The following is a 21923-nucleotide window of genomic DNA, read 5'->3' as shown; positions in this document are numbered from 1 at the left end:
TTGCCGTGCACAACGACTGGCTGCGCTGGCCGACGGATCCCGCGCGGGCCCGCCTCGGGTTCGGGGCCGACTACAACCCCGAGCAGTGGCCCCGGCACGTGTGGGACGAGGACATGCGCGCGATGCGCGCCGCCGGGGTGAACATCGTGTCCCTCGCCATCTTCTCCTGGGCCAGGATTCAACCGGCCGAGGACACGTGGGATTTCGCCTGGCTCGACGAGGCCATGGACCTGTTGCACAGCAACGGCATCGCGGTCGATCTGGCCACGGCGACGGCCTCCCCGCCGCCGTGGCTGACCACCCTGCACCCGCAGATCCTGCCGGTGGACCGCGAGGGGCGCACCGTCTGGCCCGGGGCGCGGCAGCACTGGCGGCCCACGTCACCGGTCTTCCGGGAGCACGCCCTGCGGCTGACCCGCGCCCTCGCCACCCGCTACGGCCCGCACCCGGCGCTCGCGGCGTGGCACGTCAACAACGAGCTCGGCTGCCACAACGTCTACGACTACTCCGACGACGCGGCGGCGGCGTTCCGGCGGTGGCTGCGCGACCGGTACACCACCCTGGAAGCGCTGAACGAGGCCTGGGCGACCACGTTCTGGTCGCAGGGCTACAGCGACTGGGGGCAGATCATCCCGCCGCGGCTCGTGACGTCGCACCCGAACCCCGCGCAGCAGCTGGACTTCAAGCGCTTCTCCTCCGACGCGCTCAAGGAGCACCTGCGGGCCGAGCGGGCGGTGCTGCGCGAGCTGACCCCCGAGGTGCCGGTCACCACCAACTTCCTGCTCATGGGCGAGACCAAGGGCATGAACTACGCCGACTGGGCGGCAGAGGTCGACTTCGTCGCCAACGACCACTACACGCTGCCCGGCCCGCAGTCCCGCGACGAGCTGTCGTTCTCCGCGAACCTCACCGGCAACCTGGCCGGCGGGCGGGCGTGGTACCTCATGGAACACTCGACCAGCGCGGTGAACTGGCAGCCGGTCAACGTCGCGAAGGCCCCCGGTGAGCTGGCCCGCGACTCCCTCACGCACGTCGCGCACGGCGCCGACGCCGTCTGCTTCTTCCAGTGGCGGCAGTCGGCGGCCGGCGCCGAGAAGTACCACTCGGCGATGGTGCCGCACGCCGGCGAGGACAGCGCCGTGTTCCGCGCCGTCGTCGACCTCGGCGCCCGGCTGCGCGCGCTCGACGGGGTCGCCGGTCGCCGCCGCATCCCGGCCCGCGCCGCCGTCGTCTTCGACTGGGAGTCGTGGTGGGCGGCGGAGCTCGACTCGCACCCCACCGACCGGCTCCGCTACCGGCAGGAGGCGCTCGACTGGTACACGGCGCTGCTGGACCTCGGCATCCGCGCCGACGTCGTGCCGACCGGCGCGCCGCTGGAACGCTACGACCTGCTGGTCGCGCCGATCCTGCACGTCGTCCCCGCCGGGCTCGCCGCGCGGCTGCGCGGGTACGTCGACGGCGGCGGGCACCTCGTCACCACGTACTTCTCCGGCATCGTCGACGAGCACGACCGGGTGTGGCTCGGCGGCTACCCGGGAGCGCTGCGGGACCTGCTCGGCATCCGCATCGAGGAGTTCGCGCCGCTGCTCGACGAGCAGCGCGTCGAGCTCGACAACGGCACGACCGGCACGCTGTGGACCGACCGGATCGACGTGACCGACCCGGCGACGGAGGTGCTCGCCTGGTACAAGACGGGCGACCAGGCGGGGCGGGCGGCGGTCACCCGGCGGCAGGCCGGCGCGGGCTCCGCCGCCTACGTGTCCACCCGCCTCGGCTCGGCGGGCCTGGCCCCGGTCCTCGCCGACCTGGCCGGGCGGGCCGGCGTCACCAGCGAGCTGCCGGAGCCGCTGTGCGGGCGCGTGGAGCTCGCGGTCCGGGGCGGGCACTGGTTCCTCATCAATCGGACCGGCGCGCCCGTCGACATCAGCGCCGTCACCGGGATGCCCTCGACCCTGGAGCCGCACGGGGTCCACGTCGTGCGGACGGGGGGCACATGAGCACGGAGGTGCTCGCCGCGGTGCGGCACCGGCGGATCCTGGCGCTGCTCGCGTCGCGGGAGTTCGTCACCGTCACCGAGGTCCGGGCGGCGACCGGCGCGTCGCTCGCCACCGCGAACCGGGACCTGTCGGTGCTCGCCGCCGCGGGTGCGCTGACCCGCATCCGGGGCGGCGCGACCAGGGCGGCCCCGCCCCCGGCCGGGCCGTCGGGTCAGGAACGCGTCCTGGTGGCCTGCCTGGTGCAGGCCCGGCGGGCGGCCGAGCGCCACGACCTGGCCGCGGTCGAGGGTGCGCTGCATCAGGCGCTCACCACCTGCCGGCAGCTGCGGGATCGCCATGTGAGCGATAACATTTGTCCGCCACGGAAGGAGGCCTCATGACGTTACAGACCGGGATGTGCTCGGTCACATTGCGGCGCCTGCCGGCGGGCGCGGTGCTCGACCTGGCCGCGGCGGCCGGGCTGGCGTGCGTCGAGTGGGGCGCGGACCGGCACGTCCCGCCCGGCGACCCGCGGGCCGCCGTGGCGCTGCGGCAGCGCGGGCTCGACCTGGGCGTGGCGGTCGCCGCATACGGCTCCTACTTCCGGGCCGGCGTCGACGACGTCGCGGATTTCGCCACTGTACTGGCGGCGGCGGTCGCTCTCGGCGCGCCGCGGGTGCGGATCTGGGCCGGCGCGGCGGGGTCGGCGGGGGTCTCCGCCGACGAGCGCCGGGCGGTCGTCGCGGGCGCCCGGGCCGCCGTCGAGCGCGCCGCCGACGCGGGGATCCTGGTGGCGTTCGAGTTCCACGGGGACACGCTCACCGACACGGTCGCCTCGACGCTCGACCTGCTCGGCGAGGTCCCCGGCGCCGCCACGTACTGGCAGCCGCCGGTCGGCGCCCCGGATGCCGAGGCGCTCGCCGGACTCGCGGCGGTGCTGGACCATCTCGCGGCGGTGCACGTCTTCTCGTGGTGGCCGCGCACCGAACGGCTCCCGCTGACCGCCCGCGAGCGGCTGTGGCGTGAGACTTTCACGCTGCTGCGCGGCTGTGAACTCGACCGCGACCTCGACGCGCTGCTCGAGTTCGTCCCCGGCGACGACCCGGCCGTGGTCGCCACCGAGGCCGCGACCCTGCGCGACCTGGCCGGCGCATGAGTCTCCGCGAGCGGTGGGACGGGCTGCCGGCAGGGGTACGGGCGCGCGCCGTGAGCGACGCCCGCGACCGGATACCCGTACCTTCCGCCGACGTGCGGGAGGCATGGGCGGGGCTGCCCGCACCGGCGGTCGACCACGACGCGCCGTGGCCGCAGCCGCTGCTGTCGCAGTACGGGCGGTACTGGCGGGACGGCAACCGCACCGGCTACGAGGGCCCGGCCGCCGCGCTGCGCGACCGTGCCGCGACGGCCGTCCTCGCCGCCGCGGTCACCGGCGACCTCCGCGACCTGGACGCCGCCGCGGACGGGCTGCAGCTGCTGTGCGAGCAGAGCACCTGGTGCTGGGCCGCACACGAGACCTTCGCCGCCGAGCGCGGGCACGTGGTGCCGGACCCGGACCGCCCGTACCTCGACCTCGGCGCCGCCGAGACCGCCGGGCTGCTCGCGTGGGCCGACCTCGTCCTCGCGCCCGCGCTCGACCGGCGCGTGCCCGGACTGCGGGAACGCGTCAGGTGGGAGGTGCGGCGGCGGGTCCTGCGACCGTTCCGCGAGGTGCGGGACTGGCACTGGCTCGGCCTCGACGGGCACCAGCACAACTGGAACCCGTGGATCCACGGACACGTCCTCGCCGCCACGCTGTTCCTGGACCCCGACCCGGCGGTGGTGGACCTGGTCGTGGACGGCCTCGACCGGTACCTGGCCGCCCAGCCCGCGGACGGCGGGTGCGACGAGGGGTACGGGTACTGGTGGAACGGGCCGGCCCGGCTCGCCGAGGCGCTGCAGCTGCTCGACTGGTCCACCGGCGGCCTCCTCGCCCCGTGGACGATCCCTCCGCTGGCGGAGATGTCGCGGTACCCGCGGCACACCGACCTCGGCGGCGGATGGGCGGTCAACGTCGGCGACGGCCCCGCCCGCCCCGATCCGGCGCAGCCGTGGCACGTGCTGCACCGCTGGGGCGCCGCCTGCGGCGCGGCCGACGTGGTCGGCTACGCGGTCTCACGCAAGGGCCGGCCGGGCGGCGCCGGGCTCGGCCGGGCGCTGGTCGAGCTGCACGACCCCGCCTGGCGGGCGGCCGTCCCCGCGCCCGCGCCGCTGCCCGAGCGGTCCTGGCTGCCGGACGTGCAGCTGCTCGTCTGCCGCGCGCCCGGGATCGCGCTCGCCGTCAAGGGCGGCCACAACGACGAGAACCACAACCACAACGACGCCGGCTCCTATGTCGTCGCCGTCGGCGGTGTGCCGGCCGTCATCGACCTCGGGCAGCCGACGTACACCGCGATCTCCTTCACGGAGCGCCGCTACGAGCAGTGGGTGACCCGCAGCGAGTGGCACAACCTCCCGGTGATCGGCGGCGCCGGCCAGGAGCCCGGCCATGCGTTTCGGGCCACGGACGTCCGCGCCGACGGCGACGCGCTGCACCTGGACCTGAGCCGCGCCTACCCGCCGGAGGCCGGCTGCCGGTCGTGGCGGCGCACGGCGCGCCTCGACCGGGCGCGCGGCGCCGTCGTCGTGTCTGACGACTGGGACCCCGCGGTGCCGGCCGTGCTGCACCACGTCCTGTCCGGCGAGCCCGTGACGCACCGCGCGGGCGAGCTCGTCATGCGGTTCCGCTCGCCCGTACGCCTGTCGTGGGACCCCGCCCTCGGCGCCGGTCACCTGGAGCGGCACCCGGTCGACGACCCGCTCCTGCGCGGCGTGTGGGGCGACGCCGTCCACCGCCTCGTCATCGCCGCCACCGCCACCTTCGAACTGACCGTCACCAGTGGAGACCCCTGATGGACGCTGCCGAGCGCTCCCCGTACACCGGCTACACCCGCGAACACTGGACGGCCGCCGCCGACCGCCTGCTCGCCGCGGTGCGCCCGTACGCGTCGCCCGACCACGCGCGGATCGACCTGCCGGGCCGCACCAGCAGGTACGGGCGGGACAGCGACGCGCTCGAAGGGTTCGCCCGCACCTTCCTGCTCGCCGCGATCCGGCTGCGCGGCGAGGGCGGCGCCGACCCGGACGGGCTCGCCGGCTGGTACGCCGACGGGCTGCGCGCCGGCCCGGACGTGTGGCCGCGGCCGGACCGCCTCGACCAGGCGAAGGTCGAGGCCGCGTCGATCGCGCTCGGGCTGCACCTGAGCCGGCCCTGGATCTGGGACCGCCTCGACGACGCCGGCCGGGAGCGGATCGCCGGCTGGCTCGGCACCGTCGTCGGCCAGGCGTACCCGCCGATCAACTGGGTCTGGTTCCAGCTCACCGTCGAGGCGTTCCTCCGCGGGACCGGCGGCGACTGGTCCGAGGCGGACATCCACAGTGGACTGGCGGTGCACGAGTCGCTGTACCGCGGCGACGGCTGGTACGCCGACGGCCCCGAACGCTCCTACGACCACTACAACGGGTGGGCGCTGCACACGTTCCCGCTGCTGTGGGCGGACCTCGCCGGCGGCCTGTGCCCGGAGCACCTGCGGCAGGCGTGGCGCGAGCGGTTGCGGCGGTTCCTCGGCGACGCCGTGCACCTCGTCGGCGCCGACGGCTCCCCGCTGCTGCAGGGCCGCAGCCTCATCTACCGGTTCGGCGCCGCGGCGCCGTTCTGGATGGGCGCCGTCACCGGCGCGACGCCGCTGTCCCCGGGCGCCACCCGGCGGGCGTGCAGCGGCATCCTCCGGCACTTCCACCAGCACGGCGTGCCCGGCCGGCGCGGGCTGCTGACGCTCGGCTGGCACCGGGAGTGGCCGGCGATGGGGCAGTCCTACTCGGGGCCCGGCTCGCCGTACTGGGCGGTGAAAGGCATGCTCGGCCTGCTGCTGCCGGCGGACCATCCCGTGTGGACGGACGTCGAGGAGCCGCTGCCGGTCGAGCGGTCCGACTTCACGCGGGCGATCGGCCCGCCGGGCTGGCTCGCCGCGGGCACCCGCGCCGACGGCGTGGTCCGCGTCGCCAACCACGGCACCGACCACGCCCTGGAGGGCGACGGCGGCACCGACGCGCCGCTGTACGCGCGGCTCGGCTACTCCACCGCGACGTTCCCGGCCGGCGACGACAACTCGATCGCGCTGGTCCGCGACGGCGAGCCCAGCCACCGCAGCGGGTTCCGGACCGTCGGGTGCACCACGGACGGCGCGGTCAGCGTCGCCCGGCTGCACTGGGTCGGCACGCCCGACACGGCGGCACCCGACCACGGCTCCGGCCGCACCGGCACCGTCACGTGGGGTCCGCACATGACGATGGCGTCGCTGATCCGCGGCGCCGTCGAGGTGCGGGTCGCCCGGATCGACGACGAGGTCGACGACGAGGAGCCGGCCCCCGGCACGGTGCTCGAGTTCAGCGGCTGGCCCATCACCCGCGGGCTCACGTCGCTGCTCGTGCCGCTGCACGGGTTCGAGGGGGCGGCGCTGTCGGAGCGCACCGTCGCGTCACCGCTCGGCGACGAGGTGCGGGTGCCGGTGCTGCGGGCCGCCGAGCCCCCGCGCGCAGGGCGGGTCTACGCGGTCGCCGTGCGGCTCAGCCGGGCCCCGTCGGGCGGGCTGCCGACCGTGACCGCCGCCGCGGGGACGGTCACGGTCCACTGGCCGGACGGCTCCACGGCGACGGTCACCCTCCCTGCCGTGGCACGGAGGAGTCCCGGATGACCAGCTCCGGGGTGACGAGGACGCGCTGCACCGGCCGGCGCGGCTCCGTCAGCCGGGCCACCATCAGCTCGACCGCGACCCGGCCGACGTGCCCCTTCGGCGGCCGCACCGCCGTCATCGCCGGCTCGGCCAGGTGGGCCACCTCATCGTCGTAGGACACCAGCGCGAGGTCGTCGGGAATGGACAGCCCCAGCTCGATGCAGAACTGCGCGATCGAGATCGCGTCGGGGTCGCCGTGCACGATCAGCGCCGTCGTGCCCGACTCCCGGCAGCGGCGCATGATCCCGGCGATGATGTCGCGGTGGCCCGGCACGTCCAGGCCCACCGACTCCCGCACCACCAGGTCGTCGGGGATGCCGAGGTCCGCGCAGGCGAGGCCCCAGCCGACGGCGAGGTGCGCCGACGTCGGTGACCCCCGCGACAGCACGAGGCCGATCCGGCGGTGGCCGTGCTGATGCAGGTGCCGCACCGCCATCTCCAGGCCGAGCGAGTGGTCGCTGCGGACCCACTCCAGCTGCCGGCGCGTCGGCGTCCAGCGCGGCGCCTGCCGCTCGACGAGGATCGTCGGCACCGGCAGCCCGCTGATCCAGTCGACCATCTCCGCCACCCCGCCGCCGTCGAGGCTCGGGGCGAGCAGCAGGCCCTGCACCTGCTGGGCGTCGACGAGCCGGCCGATCTGGCGGCGGTCCTCCTCCGGGTCGTAGCTGGAGCCGCGCAGTTGGATGTGCACGCCCAGGGCGGCCGCGGCGGCGCGGGCGCCGGTGACGATCGGGGGCCAGTAGTAGTCCAGCGACGGCACCACCATGCCGACCGTGAACCGGGTCTTCGGCGGCCGAGGGCGGCGCGGCGACGGCAGCAGCTGGGTCGGCAGGGTGGCGCCGCCGTGGACCTTCGTCAGCAGGTTGCGCTCGGCGAGCGCGGCGATGTCGCGGCGCACGGTCAGCTCGCTGACCCCGAGCACCGGCGCGAGGTCCTTGACCCGCACGGCGCCGAGCCGGCGCAGCTCGTCCATGAGCCGTTCCTGGCGCTGCACGTTGAACATCCGCGCTCCTGGTTGTTTGACTCTGTTCGTTTCGGATCGAACGAGATCGTGCTCTTCCGGACATGTTCGAACGCGGCTATCCCTGTTCCTACACGAATCTCAACGGAAACAACAGGAGCCGCGTTGCCGAAGCCGAAGGCGTTGGTGGTGATGAACCCGGAGTCGTTCCGGGCCCACTTCGACGACGCACGCACCGCCCGGCTGGCCGCGCTGGCCGACCTCGGTGACGGCGGCGTCGACGGTGGCCCGGTGTGCCTGCACGAGCTCGACTCGCCGGCCGCCCGCCGCCGCCTCCGGGGCGCCGACGTGCTGCTGACGTCGTGGGGCGCCCCGGCGCTCACCGCGGAGCGGCTGCGGGACGCGCCGGCGCTGCGGGCGGTGTTCCACGCCGCGGGCAGCGTCCGGCCCCTCGTCACGAGCGAGGTGTGGCGGCGCGGCATCCGCATGACGAGCGCCGCGGACGCCAACGCGATCCCTGTCGCCGAATACACCCTCGCCGCGATCATCTTCGCCGGCAAGAAGGTGCCGTTCATCGCCGCCGACCCCGAGGCGGCCTACCGGGGCTGGAGCCACCTCGGCGGCTACGGCAACCTGTCCAACTACCGGCGCACCGTCGGCGTCGTCGGCTTCTCCCGGATCGGGCGGCGGGTCGTCGGCCTGCTCGACCGGCTCGACGCGACGGTGTGCCTCGTCGCCGACCCGCACGCCGACCCGGCCGAGGTCGCCGCGGCCGGCGGCGTCCTGGTCGACCTGCCGGAGCTGCTGGCCCGCAGCGAGACCCTGACGCTGCACGCGCCGGCGCTGCCCAGCACCCACCACATGATCGGCGCGGCCGAGCTCGCGCTCCTGCCCGACCACGCCACGGTCGTCAACACCGCGCGGGGCAGCCTCATCGACTCCGCGGCCCTCGCCGCCGAGTGCCGGTCCGGGCGGCTCTTCGCGATCCTCGACGTCACCGAGCCCGAGCCGCTGCCGCCCGGCGACCCGCTCCGTTCGACGCCGAACGTCCTGATCACCCCGCACCTGGCCGGCTCGCTCGGCACCGAGATCCTCCGCCTGACCGACCACACCCTCGACGAGCTCGCCCGCTGGATCGCGGGCGAGCCGCTGCGCGCCGAGATCACCCCGCAGGCGTTCGCCCTCAACGCCTGACCACACCCCCCATCGAAGGAGACCGCCATGCACCGCTCCCGGTTCGGTATAGCCGCCGCAGTCGCCCTCGCGTTGACGCTCACCGGATGCGGCAACGGCGACGACCCCGGCGCGGCCGGCGGCAAGACCGTGCTGACCGTGTCGCTGTGGAACTACGCCAGCACCCCGGAGTTCAAGGCGCTCGTCGAAGGCTTCGAGGCCGAGCACCCGGACATCGACGTGCAGCCGGTCGACATCCTCGCCGACGACTACGCCAAGAAGGTCACGACCATGCTGGCCGGCGGCGACACCACCGACGTCATCACGATGAAGAACGTCACCGACTACGCCCGCTACGGCACCCGCGGCCAGCTCGCCCCGCTGACCGACGAGGCGAACAAGCTCGACAAGAGCGCCTACCTGGGCCTGGAGCCGTTCAACCTCGACGGGAAGTACTTCGCGCTGCCCTACCGCTCGGACTTCTGGGTCCTGTACTACAACAAGAAGCTGGTGAAGGACGCGGACCTGTCGAAGCTGACCTGGCAGGACTACGCGCAGCTGGCGAAGGCGTCCACGACCGGCAGCGGCGCCGACAAGGTCTACGGCACCTACCAGCACGTGTGGCGCTCCGTGGTGCAGGCCGTCGCGGCCGCGCAGACCGGCGGCGACCTGCTCGGCGGCGACTACGGCTTCATGAGCGCCCAGTACACGATGGCGCTGGACCTCGAAAAGGCCGGGGCGACCCTGCCGTGGGGCACCGCCTCCACGCAGAAGGTCTCCTACAACACGATGTTCTCCACCGGCAAGGCCGCGATGCTGCCGATGGGCACCTGGTACGCGGCGGCGCTGCTGCAGGCCAAGGCCGACAAGAAGTCCGATGTGGACTGGGGCATCGCGCCGCTGCCGCAGGTGGGCGGCGGCACGGTGACCACCTTCGGCTCGCCGACCGCGTTCGCCGTCAACAAGAAGGCCAAGCACGCGGACGCGGCGAAGCGCTTCGTGCTGTGGGCGTCGGGGGAGAAGGGTGCGGCCACGATCGCGAAGATCGGCGTCACCCCGGCCTACCACAGCGCCGCCATCACCGACGCGTACTTCGCGGTCGCCGGCATGCCGGGCGACGCCCTCGCCAAGAAGGCGTTCCAGCCCGACAAGGTGGTGCTGGAGATGCCGGTCAGCGACAAGTCCTCCGACGTCGACGCCATCCTCACCGAGGAGCACCAGCTCATCATGACCGGCAGCAAGACGGTGAGCGCCGGCATCGCCGAGATGGGCAAGCGGGTCAAGTCCGAGGTCCACTGAGCATGACGACCCACGCCGCGAGGCGCCGCAGCCGGACGCTCGTCGGCTGGGCGTTCATCCTGCCCAACTTCCTCGGGTTCGCCGCGCTCACGCTGGTGCCGGTGGTGATCGCCCTCGCGCTGTCGTTCATGCGGTGGGACTTCTACTCCGACCCCGAGTGGGCCGGGCTGGACAACTTCCGCCGCATGGCCGGCAGCGACACGTTCTGGACCGCGCTGACCAACACCACGTACTACGCGGCCGGCCACATCCCGCTCACCCTGGCCGCGTCGCTCGGGTTCGCGGTCCTGCTCAACCGGAAGCTACGCGGGGTGCGGTTCTTCCGCACCGCGCTCTTCTTCCCCTACATCACGTCGCTGGTCGCCGTGGCGGTCGTCTGGAACATGCTGTTCAGCCCCGAGTTCGGGCCGGTGAACCAGCTGCTGCGGGCGGTCGGCGTCGACGACCCGCCGGGCTGGACGACGTCGACCACCTGGGCGATGCCGGCGGTGATCCTGACCAGCGTCTGGCGGGACATGGGCTACTACATGATCATCTACCTGGCCGGGCTGCAGGGGATCCCGGCGTACCTGTACGAGGCGGCCGAGATGGACGGCGCCGGCCCGTGGCAGCGCTTCCGCCACATCACGGTGCCGGCGCTGCGCCCGACCACGTTCTTCGTGGTCATCATGCTCACCATCGCCAGCTTCAAGGTCTTCGACCTGGTGCAGGTCATGACCGAGGGCGGGCCCGGCCGCTCCACGCTGGTGCTGTCGCAGCTCATCTTCCGCGAAGGCATCACCGAGGGCCGCTTCGGCTACTCCTCGGCGATCGCGATGGTGCTGTTCGTCGTCGTGCTGACCGTCACCGTCGTGCAGTTCCGGCTCCAGCGCAGGAGCGAGCGGTGAGACGGGTCGCGCTCCACGCCCTGCTGGCCGGCCTCGGCGCCGCCGTGCTGATCCCGTTCCTGTGGATGCTCGTCTCGTCGCTGAAGCGCGACAACGAGGTGTTCACCGTGCCGGTCCAGTGGATCCCCGAGGAGCTCCAGTGGGGCAACTACGGCCGGATCTGGCAGGAGATCCCGCTCGGCACGTACCTGGGCAACTCGCTGATCCTCGCGGTCAGCATCACCTTCCTGCAGGTGCTCACCGGCAGCTTCGCCGCCTACGGCTTCGCGAAGGTGCGCTTCCCCGGGCGGGACGCGCTCTTCCTCGCCTACGTCGCCACCATCGCGGTGCCGTGGCAGGCGTACATGGTGCCGCAGTACATCCTCATGGAGAAGGCCGGGCTGGTGAACACCCGCACGGCGCTGATCCTGCTGCAGGCGTTCGGCGCGTTCGGTGTCTTCCTGATGCGGCAGTTCTACCTCAGCATCCCCGACGAGCTGATCGAGGCGGCGCGGCTCGACGGGCTCACCGAGTTCGGCATCTGGGCGCGGGTCGCGCTGCCGCTGTCCAAGCCGGCCCTCGCCAGCCTCGCGCTGCTCACGTTCGTCAACACCTGGAACGACTACATGGGCCCGTTCATCTACCTGACGAGCAACGACCTGTGGACCGTGCAGATCGGCCTTCGCTCGTTCGTCGGGGTCTACGACTCGGAGTACGCCATGATCATGACCGGCTCCGTCATCTCCGTCCTGCCGATCCTCGCCGTGTTCCTGCTCGGTCAGCGGTACTTCGTGCAGGGCGTCGCCACCACCGGGATGAAGTGATGCTCGCCCGGCTGAACGCGCCCGCGGACACGTGGGAGCTGATCTGGGCGTGGGTCGGCCGGGTCCTGGTGGTGAACCTGGGCCTGGCCGTCACCAACCTGCCGCTGCTGCTCGCGCTGTTCGTGGTGGACCGGCCCTGGCGCTTCCCGGTGTTCTTCGCCGTGCTGTCGCTCGGCCTCGGCCCGTCCCTGGCGGCCGCGTTCGCGCACCTGCACGGCGACCCGTTCGTGCGGTCCTACCGCCGCCACTTCGCCAGGGCCGCGCTGCGCTGGTCGGTGGTCATCGCCGGGCTCGGCATCCTCGCCGCCGACGTCGTCGCGCTGCACGACGCCGACCCGGGCGCGCTGCTCGTGCCGATGCTCGCCGTCCTCGCCGTGCTGCTGCTCGCCGCCGGGGTCCTCTGGCTGGCGATGCTGCCGCTGCACCACCCCGGCGGCGCCCGCGGGGCGCTGTGGGTCGCGGTGCGCCGGTGGCCGCTCAGCCTGCTCAGCCTCACCGTCCTGGCCGCCGCCGCGGCCGCCGTCAACCAGGCGCCCGTGGCCGGTCTCGCGACCGTGCCCGGCTGCGCCCTGCTCGTCGCCTGGCACAACAGTCGGGTCGCCCTCACGACCTGACGCACCCATTCCGTCAGGGGCGGGGCCGCCAACCCCTCCCACACCCCACAAGGAGTGCCGATGTCCGCACCCCACCCACGATGGCGCCGGCTGGTCCTCACCGCCGCCGTCCTCGCCGCCAGCACCGTCGCCGCCGTGCTGCCGGCCGCCACCGGCCACGCGGCGACCTCGGGCTTCCACGGCGTCAACTGGGCCGACCCGCGGGACAACTTCACCGACGACGCCGTCGTCCCCAGTGGACTGTCCACCGCCGACAGCTACGCCACCACGAAGGCCAAGGCCGGCCGGATCCTCGACGGCTTCCGCACCGACCTGGGCGCCAACACCGTCCGGCTGCCCGTCAACGCCGCCAGCGTCGGGACCGCCTGGTGGAACTCGTACACCGGCGCGATCGACGCCGCCACCGAGCGCGGGATGAACGTCATCCTCAGCTACTGGGAAGGCGACTCGTCCCGCGACGGCAAGGTCGACAACACGACCGCGTTCTGGTCGATGTGGCAGACCGCGGTCGGCAAGTACGCCGGCAACGCCCGCGTCTACTTCGAGCCGATGAACGAGCCGCACGGCTACAGCTTCACCGACTGGAGCGCCATCTGCGCCACCTGGCTCGCCAACCACGCGGCCGTGCCCAGGGGGCGGGTCATCCTGTCGGGCACCGGCTACAACCAGGACGTCAAGCAGCTCGGCGCCGACGGCCGCTTCACCGGCACGCTGCTGTCGGTCCACCTCTACAAGTTCTTCTCCAGCAACACCACCTACGCCCAGTTCAAGGCGCAGCTCGCCAACGAGGTCGGCGCCTACGCGAGCCGCACCATCCTCGACGAGTGGGGCGCGCCGATGACCGACGGCACCAACTACCACGCGGCCGGCAGCACCAACCCGTTCGTCACCTACCTGCAGGCGTCGTCGGACTTCGCTCGGGAGAACGCGATGGGCACCGTCTACTGGCCGGGCCTGCGCAACGGCGACCCCTACTCGATGGAGACGCTCGTCGGCGCCTACCCGAACACGACGCTGCTCAACACCAACTCCTCCGGCCGGCACCTGCTGCTGGCCAGCTGGGGTGTCAGCGCCGCGCGGACCGGCACCGTCAAGGGGCTCGCCGGCAAGTGCCTCGACACCGCGGCCAGCGGCACCGCCAGCCCGAAGGTCGTCATCGCCACCTGCACCGGCGGCGCGAGCCAGAGCTGGACGCTCGACGGCGGGGCGCTGAAGTCCGGCGGCCGCTGCGCCGACGCGACCGGCGGGGCGACCGCCGACGGCACCCGGATCATCACCTACGCGTGCAGCGGCGCGGCGAACCAGCAGTGGATCCTCGTCGGCAACCAGCTGCGCAACGGCAAGTCCGGCACCTGCCTCGACGTCCCGGCGTCCAACAGCGCGGACGGCACCCAGGTGACCATCTACAGCTGCAACAACGGCGCCAACCAGCGCTGGACCCTGGGAGGCTGACGATGCAATCCATCATCCGCTGGTTTACCGCCGGCATCGCGCTGCTGGCCGGGGTGCTGGTGGCGCCGGCTCCCGCGGCCGCGGCCACCACGCTCGTCTACGCGACCTTCAAGGGCGACGCCGCCGCCGACGAGGAGCTGTGGCTCTACCAGTCCACCAACGGCGGCACCAGGTACCTCAACACGTGGACCGGCCTCAGCGCCGTCGGCTGCTCCGGCTGCCGGCACGGGACGGCGATCCCCCGATGAGACGACTTCTCGTGCTTGCCGTGCTCGCGCTCCTGTGCGTGGCGACGCCCGCCCGGGCCGCCACCGTGACCGTCGCCAGCGGCGGCCAGTTCCGCGACACCGCCGGCAACGTCGTGCACGCGCACGGCGGCGGCGTGCTCAAGGTCGGCCAGTATTACTACTGGTTCGGCGAGAACCGCAACACCGACAACACCTTCCGCAGCGTCTCCGTCTATCGGTCCTCCGACCTGCGGACCTGGGAGTTCCGCAACAACGTGCTGACCCAGTCGTCGCACGCGGAACTGGCGTCGGCCAACATCGAACGCCCCAAGGTGATCTACAACAGCTCGACCGGGCAGTTCGTGATGTGGATGCACAAGGAGAGCGCCACCGACTACTCGGAGGCCCGCGCCGCCGTCGCCACGTCGTCCACCGTGGACGGCGCCTACACGTACCGGGGCAGCTTCCGCCCGCTCGGGCACATGTCGCGGGACATCACCCTGTTCCGCGACGACGACGGCACCGCGTACATGATCTCGGCGGCGAACGAGAACGCCGACCTGCACGTGTACCGGCTGACCGCCGACTACCTCGGGGTCGGCACCCTGCTGCACCGGCTATGGCAGGGTTCGTGGCGCGAGGCGCCCGCGATGTTCAAGCGCAACGGCGTCTACTTCCTGCTCACCTCCGGCGCGACCGGCTGGGCGCCGAACCAGCAGAAGTACGCGACCGCCACCTCGGTCGCGGGGACGTGGACCGCGCTGCAGAACGCCGGCGACAACACGGCGTTCGGCTCGCAGACCGCGTACGTCCTGCCGGTGCAGGGCAGCACGACCACGTCCTACCTGTACCTCGGCGACCGCTGGGCCGGGGCGTGGAGCGGGCGGGTCAACGACTCGCAGTACGTGTGGCTGCCGCTGCAGTTCCCGACGAGCACCAGCCTGTCGCTGAGCTGGTCCCCGGCGGTCAGCATCGACACCGCGACCGGGGTGGTGCAGGGCACCGCCGGGCCCGCCGAGCAGCTGGTCGCCCGGCACAGCGGCAAGTGCCTCGACGTGGCCTCCGGCTCCGCCGCGGACAGCGCCCGGACCCTCCAGTACACCTGCGGAAACGGTCTGAACCAGCGCTTCACCGTGCAGGACCTGGGAACCGGCTACGTGCGGCTCGTCGCGCGGCACAGCGGCAAGTGCCTGGACGTCACCAGCGCCTCGACGTCCGACGGTGCGACCGTCGTGCAGTACACCTGCGGCGGCGGCACCAACCAGCAGTGGCAGGTCCAGGACGCCGGCGGCGGCTACGTCCGGTTCGTCGCGCGGCACAGCGGCAAGTGCCTGGACATCAACGGCGCCTCGACGTCCGACGGCGCCGGCGGCATCCAGTGGACCTGCGGATCGGGCACCAACCAGCAGTGGACCCGACGCGTGGCGGCGTAAGGGCTCCACCGGCCAAAGCCGTGCCGCCGCGGCTGGGAACGCGGCGGCACGGTCAGGTCACATCACCAGCAGCACCGCGGCGACCGCCGCCGCCCCGGAGAAGGCGGCGGCGGTCCAGCGCCACCACGGGCGGCCCGCGACGAGCGGCAGGTCGCGCCAGCGGGGGACGGCCACGCAGAGCACGGCGGCGGACGCGGCCACGCCGAGCGCCCAGACGAGGCCGGGGACCGCCAGCCAGTCGCCGGCCCGGTGCGCGAGCAGCGGCATCACCACCGCCCACGCCATCGACGTGGCGAGCCTGACGCGGTCGGTGCGGCTTCTGGCCGTGATGAGCAGGCCGGCCGCGCCGAGGAAGCTCAGGCCCACGGCGAGCAGCACCGCGAGCGGCGTCCGCTCCGGGCCGGTGGCGCCGGCCGGGGTGACGCCGAGCAGGCGCCGCCCGATGGGGTCGACGTCGCGGTCGGTGTTGCCGAGCACGACGACGCCGCGGCCGGTGGCGCGGTCCACGGCCAGGAACGAGCGGAACCCGCCGGTGCCCCCGTTGTGCCACGTCAGTGCGGTGCCGCCGTAGCGGGTGGTGAACCATCCGTAGCCGATCCGCTCGCCGCCATCGCCCGTGTCGAACCGCGGGGTCAGCGCGTCGATGCCGGGCGCGGTGCCGGCCTGCACGGCGGTCACCAGCCGGGCGAGATCGACGGCGGTCGACCAGACGCCGATGCCGGCCGGCGCCCAGCCCTCGCCCCGCCACGGATCCATCTCCCGCCCGGCCGCCGTCCCGCCGGTCGCGTGCCCGGCCGGCAGCGCGGTGCCGTCGGGGTTGACCGTCGTCGCCGCCATCCCGAGCGGGTCGAGCAGCCGGCGGCGCAGCAGGTCCTGATACGGCACGCCGGCCCGCTCGGCGAGCGCCTGGCCGAGGACGGCGACCCCGAAGTTGGAGTAGTGCACGGTGCCCGTGTCGCCGGGGCGCTGCCCACCGGCGGTGTGCAGCAGCCATTCGCGGTGTTGTCGCCGGTACGGGTCGGCGCCGCTGACCCTGGCGGACCACAGGCGGGCGGCCTGTCCCGCCGACCCGATCGGCACGCTGCGCAGCCCGGCCCGGTGGCTCGCGAGCTCCGCGACGGTCACGTCGCCGGTGGGGCCGCCGATCGACGGCACGAGCGCCCGCAGCCGCTCGTCCGGCTCGACACCGGAGTCCGCGAGCAGCATGCCGGTGAACGTCTTGACGATGGAGCCGATCTCGAACGGGGTGTCCGCGGTGACCGGCGTCCCGTCGCCGCGGTCGCCGATGCCCGCCGTCCGGACCCCGCCCGGCCCGATCAGCGCGACGGCGAGCCCGCGGTAGCCGTCGGGGTCACCGGCGGCCGCTCTGAGGTCGGCGGCGAGGGCGGCGTCCCCGGTGGTGCCCCGGCCCAGGTGCGGTGGCCGGGGCGCGGCCAGGAGCGCGGCGAGCACCCCGGCGAGCAGGGCGGTCACGACGGTCACGACGACACGGTGCGGCATGGTCTGGCTCCCTTCCGGCAAAGGACTCCTCAGCGGCGGGCGGCCGCCAGGATGGTCAGCAGCGGCACGACCCGCTCCGGCGGCACGCTGTAGTGCCCGCGGCCGGCGGTCCGCAGCCAGCCCGCGGCGGTCAGCTGGCGCAGGTGGTGGTAGAGCTGGCCGCTGGTGCCGAGGCCCTCGGTGGCGGCGAGGTCGGTGCTCGCCCGCACGCCGCCGAGGATCTCCCGCAGCAGCCGCAGCCGCATCGGGTGCGCGAGCGCCGCCAGCGCCGCCGCGAACTCCTGCCAGTCCTCGTCCAGCAGCTGCCCGACCGGCGTGCCGAGCTGCCAGTCGTAGTGCTCGCCGGTTGGCAGGTCGACGGTGCCGGTGAAGAGCACCGCACCCTCGTCCGGCGCCAGCTCCCGCAGCCGCTCCAGCGCCCAGAACGCCGACCCGTCCACCTGGGACGGCTCGCCGAACACCCGGGCCTCGAGCGCGGCCACCCGCTCCTCCAGCGACGCCATGAGTACGATATTACGTAATTACGTAGTAGCGTTCAAACCCTGCGCCGGCTGTACGGGGGCCGCGGTGGTCATGTGCCGGACGGTGGGCCACCAGATGAGCAGCTCCGCGACGGCCAGCGCGAGCGCGAACGGGGCGAGGGTCCACAGCCCGGACCGGTCCGCGATGGCGCCGGCCAGGAACGGGAAGAGCGCGCCGCCGAGCACCGACACGCCGTTGAGCAGGCCGATCGCGGTGGGGGCGAGGTCGCCCGGGGCGAGGGCGGGCGCGATCGCCATCGTGGTGGGGAAGACGGGTCCCAGCCAGAAGCCGAGGAGCGCGAAGGCCGCCACGGCCGTCGCGGGCACGAGCCACAGCAGCGCCGCCGCCAGGGTGACGCCGATCAGGCACGCGGTCATCAGCCGGTTCGCGGTCCAGCCGAGGCGGGCCGCGGCCGGGCTGAGCACGAAGCGGCCGGCGGTCAGGCCGAGCCAGTAGCCGCTGACCGTGTAGCCGGCGAGGAGGTCGCCGTGGCCGCGTTCGGCGACGAGGTAGCTGAAGCCCCAGTTGCCGACGCTGATCTCCAGCCCCACGTACACCGCGAGGAACACCGCGCCGAGCAGCACCGCCGGCCGCCGGCCGGCCGTGCGGACCAGACCCCGGGCGGGCGGCGGGTCTGGAACGCCGGTCGGGGCACCGGCCGGGGCACCGGTAGGAGCGCTGCCGGCGGTGGCGCGCAGCGTGAGCTGGAAGCCGGCGACGATCGGCACGCACGCCAGGGCGAGGACCAGCCACACCGAGGTCCACGCGGTGAAGCCCAGCATCCAGGTCGCGAGGGGCGGGCCGATCAGCGCCCCGACGCCGAAGAACGCGTGCAGCCAGTTGAGCAGCGTGGTGGAGCCGGGCAGGGCGGCGAGGTACGCGTTGAGCACCGACTCGAGGACGCCGGTGCCGTACCCGGCGACGACCTGCACCCCGACGAGCACCGCGAACGCCGGGCGGGTCGCCGTGCCGAGCCCCGCGGCGATGAACGCGGCGCCGCCCGTGGTCAGCGCCGCCCTGGTCCCGAGCCGATGGATGAGCGTCCCGGCGGTCGCCCCGGCGAGCAGGAACCCGGCCGAGAACGCGAAGAACGTGACGCCTATCGTCGCCTTGTCGAGGTGATAGTCCAGCAGCTGCGCGGGCAGCAGCACACCGCCGACCCCGGCGCTCAGGCCGGCGAGGACGAAGGTGGCGTAGGCGAACACGATCGGCGCCAGGGCGCGCGGATGAGACGCTGACACCGGCTCATCATGCCGAACCATCGACGCCGGGTCGCCGGTTCGGTTTTTCGAAAGTGAAGGGGAACAGCGGATGTCGGACCGCAACGCCTGGCGCGAGCTCATCGAGGCCGACCCGGAGCACTCGCAACGCTACATCGAGCGGTTCCGGTCGATGGCCGAGGCGGGCGCCGACCTCGTCGGCGAGGCCCGCCTCGTCGACGCGATGCTGCCCCGCTGCGCCCGGATCCTCGACGCGGGCTGCGGCCAGGGCCGGGTGGGTGGCCACCTCGCCCGGATGGGCCACGACGTGATCGGCGTCGACCTCGACCCGGTGCTGGTCGCGGCCGCCCGGGACTCCTACCCGTCCGCGACCTGGCTCGTCGGCGACCTGTCGGAGCTCGACCTGCCGGCCCGCGAGGTCCCCGACGGCTTCGACGCCATCGTCTGCGCCGGCAACGTGATGACGTTCGTCGCGAGGGACACCCGCCGCGCGATCCTGCGCCGGATGCGGGCCCACCTGCGGGGCGCCGGCCGGGTCGTCATCGGCTTCGGCGCCGGCCGCGGCTACGGGTTCGACGACTTCCTCGCCGACGCCGACGCCGCCGGCCTGGCCCCGGACCTGCTGCTGGCCACCTGGGACCTCCGCCCCTTCACCCCGGACTCCGACTTCCTCGTCGCCGTCCTGCGCCCGGCGGGGTAGCGCGCCGGCCGGTCCGCCGCGGTGTCGCGTCGCGGGTCACGGGTCGTGGGTGGTCAGGTCGTCGGCGGCGCGGGCGAAGGCCAGGACCTTGGCGGTGGCGCGGTCGCGGTGCCAGGCCAGGCCCCACTCGACCGGCGGCGCGTCGCGGAAGGGCACGTAGGCGACGTCGGGGCGCACGTAGTAGCGCCGCACGTGCGCGCCGACCGGCAGGACGCCCCGCCCGGAGCCGGCCAGCATCAGCGCCTCCTGGAACGTGGCGGCCGGCGGGCCCGGCGGGATGGGGCGGCCCGCCGGGGTGCTGCCGGGGTTGCGGTCGCGCAGGGTCGACGCCGGCAGGGTCTCCGGCAGCTGGAGCACCGGCACGCCGGCGAGGTCCTCCACGGACACGGTGTCGCGGCGGGCGAGCGGGTGCTGCGACGACACCGCGAGCATGCGCGCCTCCCGCACCAGGGCGCGGCCGGTGTCCAGGAGCGGGTCGTCCACGGGGAGCCCGGTGAGCGCCACGTCCACGGAGCCGTCGTGCAGCCACGGGACGACCTCCGCGATCTGCGCCTCCCGGATCCGCACCTCGCAGCCGGGGTGCCGGCGCCGGAACAGGTCGGCGACCTGGATGACCAGCTGGCCGGCGGCCGCGCCGACGAAGCCCACGACGAGCTCGCCGGCCATGCCCCGCCCGGCGGCGACGGCCCGCCGCACCGCCGCCTCGATCTGCGCCCACGCGGGCTGGACGTCGTCGTGCAGCCGCCGCCCGGCCTCGGTCAGCTCCACCCGCCGGCTGGTGCGGTGAAACAGCGGCACCCCGACCCGCCGCTCCAGCTTCCGGATCGTCTGGCTGACCCGGGTCGTCGACACGCCGAGCCGTCCGGCGGTCCGCCCGAAGTGCAGTTCCTCGGCGAGGACGATGAAGGCGTCCAGCTCGTGCCGCTCCAGCATGCCGCCCCCGATCGTGAAGTCCCGCTTCATGATCGTGCCACAGAAGTGCGTTGATCATCGTGCGGGTCCGGCCGAGACTGGAGCGCATGCCGAAGCTCACCGCACTGCGTACAGCCGTCGAGGGCCGCGTCCTGCTGCCCTGCGACGACGGGTTCGACGCCGCCCGCCGCCCCTGGAACCTCGCGGTCGACCAGCCGGCCGCCGCCGTCGTCGAGGCCGCTCACGCCGCGGACGTGGCCGCCGTCGTGCGGTTCGCGGCGGCGGAGGGGCTGGCCGTGGCGCCGCAGCCGACCGGGCACGGCGCCACCGGCAACACCGGCGACGCGATCCTGCTGCGGACCGGCCGGCTCGACCAGGTCCACGTCGACGCCGCGGCGCGCACCGCACGGGTCGGCGCGGGCGCGACCTGGGGCGCGGTCCAGGCGGCCGCCGGCCCGCGCGGGCTCACCGGCCTGGCCGGCAGCTCGCCGGTCGTCGGTGTCACCGGGTACACGCTCGGCGGCGGGATGAGCTGGTTCGGCCGTGCGTTCGGATGGGCCGCCGACAGTGTCACCGCCTTCGACGTCGTCGATGCCGCCGGTGTACCGGCGAAGGTCACCGCGGACAGCGACGCCGAGCTCTTCTGGGCGCTGCGCGGCGGTGGCGGAGACGTCGCGGTCGTCACGGCCGTCGAGTTCCGCCTGCACCCCGCCCCGGTCCTGTACGGCGGCCGGATGCTCTGGCCGGCGGACCGGGCGCCGCGGGTCCTCGCCGCGTTCCGGGACGTCGCCTGGGAGGCGCCCCGCGAGCTGACCCTGTGGTTCGAGCTGATGCGGTTCCCGGGCGGGCCGCCGCTCGTCGCCGTCGACGTCACGTACCTCGGCGACGCGGCGACCGGCGCGGCCCTGACGAAACCGTTCGCGGACGCCGGCCCGCCGATGAGTGACAGCCGCGCCGTGCTGCCGGTCGCCGACCTCGGCTCGATCACGGCCGAGCCGGTGGACCCGTCGCCGGGGCTGTCGTTCAGCGCGCTGCTGCACGACCTCGACGGCGTGGCCGGCGCGCTGCTGGACCGGCCCGTCGACCCGCTGCTCGCCATCCAGGTGCGGCAGCTCGGCGGCGCGTTCGCCGGCCCGTCGGACAGCCCGTTCGGCCCGCTCACGGAGCCGTACTCGCTGTACACGCTGGGGATCCCGGCCACGCCGGAGCGGGCGGCCGCGATCCGGGAGCGGCAGCGCGAGATCGTCGCCGCGCTCGGCCCGGCCGTCGCCGGTCGCAAGCCGCTGACCGCGCTCAGCGGCGGCGAGTCGGTCGGGGACGCGTTCGTGCCCGGCGTCCTCGCCCGGCTGCGCGAGGTGAAGCGGCGCCGCGACCCGGCCGGGGTGCTGCGGAGCAACTACCCGGTCGCGTGAGCGCGGCGGCCTGGAGCGGCGCGA

General features: G+C 74.0%; 20 protein-coding genes. 15 read left to right on the top strand and 5 right to left on the bottom strand.

Annotated elements, in window-relative coordinates:
- The first annotated feature begins 5 nt into the window (after window positions 1–5).
- From ACQEVZ_RS08930 to ACQEVZ_RS08910, 5 genes are read left to right on the top strand one after another with little or no spacing between them, the layout of a single operon-like run.
- Window positions 6–1997: a beta-galactosidase gene (locus tag ACQEVZ_RS08930; protein ID WP_433363845.1), complete on the top strand. Its 1992-nt coding sequence runs from the start codon at window positions 6–8 to the stop codon at window positions 1995–1997.
- The gene (locus ACQEVZ_RS08925) at window positions 1994–2377 is read left to right on the top strand and encodes a DeoR family transcriptional regulator (protein WP_433363842.1); all 384 of its coding nucleotides are present in this window, start codon (window positions 1994–1996) and stop codon (window positions 2375–2377) included. The genes ACQEVZ_RS08930 and ACQEVZ_RS08925 overlap by 4 nt, the downstream gene beginning before the upstream one ends.
- Window positions 2374–3132 (top strand): TIM barrel protein, encoded by a 759-nt coding sequence (locus ACQEVZ_RS08920; protein WP_433363839.1) that lies wholly within the window; start codon window positions 2374–2376, stop codon window positions 3130–3132. Before ACQEVZ_RS08925 ends, ACQEVZ_RS08920 begins: the two co-directional genes overlap by 4 nt.
- Window positions 3129–4904, top strand: a complete 1776-nt coding sequence (locus tag ACQEVZ_RS08915) for a heparinase (RefSeq protein ID WP_433363836.1) — start codon at window positions 3129–3131, stop codon at window positions 4902–4904. The genes ACQEVZ_RS08920 and ACQEVZ_RS08915 overlap by 4 nt, the downstream gene beginning before the upstream one ends.
- Window positions 4904–6745: a DUF2264 domain-containing protein gene (locus ACQEVZ_RS08910; protein WP_433363833.1), complete on the top strand. Its 1842-nt coding sequence runs from the start codon at window positions 4904–4906 to the stop codon at window positions 6743–6745. The genes ACQEVZ_RS08915 and ACQEVZ_RS08910 overlap by 1 nt, the downstream gene beginning before the upstream one ends.
- Here ACQEVZ_RS08910 and ACQEVZ_RS08905 read toward each other — a convergent pair.
- Window positions 6708–7787: a substrate-binding domain-containing protein gene (locus ACQEVZ_RS08905; RefSeq protein WP_354903697.1), complete on the bottom strand. Its 1080-nt coding sequence runs from the start codon at window positions 7785–7787 to the stop codon at window positions 6708–6710. The genes ACQEVZ_RS08910 and ACQEVZ_RS08905 overlap by 38 nt on opposite strands.
- A gap of 123 nt (window positions 7788–7910) precedes the next feature.
- Between ACQEVZ_RS08905 and ACQEVZ_RS08900 the strand changes: the two genes are divergently transcribed.
- Genes ACQEVZ_RS08900 through ACQEVZ_RS08865 form a run of 8 tightly spaced genes read left to right on the top strand, consistent with a single transcriptional unit; the run spans window position 7911 to window position 15633 of the window.
- Window positions 7911–8939, top strand: coding sequence for a hydroxyacid dehydrogenase (locus tag ACQEVZ_RS08900; protein WP_354903695.1), 1029 nt, complete (start codon window positions 7911–7913; stop codon window positions 8937–8939).
- A gap of 27 nt (window positions 8940–8966) precedes the next feature.
- A complete protein-coding gene (locus tag ACQEVZ_RS08895) occupies window positions 8967–10217 on the top strand; it encodes an extracellular solute-binding protein (protein ID WP_433363829.1) in 1251 nt (416 codons plus the stop codon).
- A 2-nt stretch (window positions 10218–10219) separates the two neighbouring features.
- The gene (locus ACQEVZ_RS08890; protein ID WP_433363826.1) at window positions 10220–11104 is read left to right on the top strand and encodes a carbohydrate ABC transporter permease; all 885 of its coding nucleotides are present in this window, start codon (window positions 10220–10222) and stop codon (window positions 11102–11104) included.
- Window positions 11101–11907, top strand: coding sequence for a carbohydrate ABC transporter permease (locus ACQEVZ_RS08885; RefSeq protein WP_433363823.1), 807 nt, complete (start codon window positions 11101–11103; stop codon window positions 11905–11907). The genes ACQEVZ_RS08890 and ACQEVZ_RS08885 overlap by 4 nt, the downstream gene beginning before the upstream one ends.
- A complete protein-coding gene (locus ACQEVZ_RS08880) occupies window positions 11907–12521 on the top strand; it encodes a hypothetical protein (RefSeq protein WP_433363820.1) in 615 nt (204 codons plus the stop codon). The genes ACQEVZ_RS08885 and ACQEVZ_RS08880 overlap by 1 nt, the downstream gene beginning before the upstream one ends.
- A 60-nt stretch (window positions 12522–12581) precedes the next feature.
- Window positions 12582–13973: a ricin-type beta-trefoil lectin domain protein gene (locus ACQEVZ_RS08875; protein WP_433363817.1), complete on the top strand. Its 1392-nt coding sequence runs from the start codon at window positions 12582–12584 to the stop codon at window positions 13971–13973.
- 2 nt (window positions 13974–13975) lie between these two features.
- Complete coding sequence (locus ACQEVZ_RS08870) at window positions 13976–14221, top strand: hypothetical protein (protein ID WP_433363814.1); 246 nt, start codon at window positions 13976–13978, stop codon at window positions 14219–14221.
- The gene (locus tag ACQEVZ_RS08865) at window positions 14218–15633 is read left to right on the top strand and encodes an RICIN domain-containing protein (RefSeq protein ID WP_433363811.1); all 1416 of its coding nucleotides are present in this window, start codon (window positions 14218–14220) and stop codon (window positions 15631–15633) included. The genes ACQEVZ_RS08870 and ACQEVZ_RS08865 overlap by 4 nt, the downstream gene beginning before the upstream one ends.
- A 57-nt stretch (window positions 15634–15690) precedes the next feature.
- Here the strand turns inward: ACQEVZ_RS08865 and ACQEVZ_RS08860 are convergent, their stop codons facing one another.
- From ACQEVZ_RS08860 to ACQEVZ_RS08850, 3 genes are read right to left on the bottom strand one after another with little or no spacing between them, the layout of a single operon-like run.
- A complete protein-coding gene (locus tag ACQEVZ_RS08860; RefSeq protein ID WP_433363808.1) occupies window positions 15691–17133 on the bottom strand; it encodes a serine hydrolase domain-containing protein in 1443 nt (480 codons plus the stop codon).
- A gap of 29 nt (window positions 17134–17162) precedes the next feature.
- Window positions 17163–17636, bottom strand: coding sequence for an ArsR/SmtB family transcription factor (locus ACQEVZ_RS08855; RefSeq protein ID WP_433363805.1), 474 nt, complete (start codon window positions 17634–17636; stop codon window positions 17163–17165).
- A gap of 18 nt (window positions 17637–17654) precedes the next feature.
- Window positions 17655–18896 (bottom strand): MFS transporter, encoded by a 1242-nt coding sequence (locus tag ACQEVZ_RS08850; protein ID WP_433363802.1) that lies wholly within the window; start codon window positions 18894–18896, stop codon window positions 17655–17657.
- 70 nt (window positions 18897–18966) lie between these two features.
- Here ACQEVZ_RS08850 and ACQEVZ_RS08845 point away from each other — a divergent pair, with 70 nt between their 5' ends.
- Window positions 18967–19575, top strand: coding sequence for a class I SAM-dependent methyltransferase (locus ACQEVZ_RS08845; RefSeq protein ID WP_433363799.1), 609 nt, complete (start codon window positions 18967–18969; stop codon window positions 19573–19575).
- Between the two features lie 36 nt (window positions 19576–19611).
- On the opposite strand, the gene ACQEVZ_RS08840 is transcribed toward ACQEVZ_RS08845, so the two are convergent.
- Complete coding sequence (locus ACQEVZ_RS08840; RefSeq protein ID WP_433363796.1) at window positions 19612–20538, bottom strand: LysR family transcriptional regulator; 927 nt, start codon at window positions 20536–20538, stop codon at window positions 19612–19614.
- Window positions 20539–20594: 56 nt separating this feature from the next.
- Between ACQEVZ_RS08840 and ACQEVZ_RS08835 the strand changes: the two genes are divergently transcribed.
- A complete protein-coding gene (locus ACQEVZ_RS08835; RefSeq protein WP_433363793.1) occupies window positions 20595–21899 on the top strand; it encodes an FAD-binding oxidoreductase in 1305 nt (434 codons plus the stop codon).
- Window positions 21900–21923: the final 24 nt, after the last annotated feature.

Source organism: Dactylosporangium sp. CA-152071 (genome assembly GCF_050936335.1).
GTDB lineage: Bacteria > Actinomycetota > Actinomycetes > Mycobacteriales > Micromonosporaceae > Dactylosporangium > Dactylosporangium maewongense.
The sequence above is the reverse complement of the archived record's forward strand: the minus strand, read 5'-3'. Positions and strand labels throughout refer to the sequence as shown.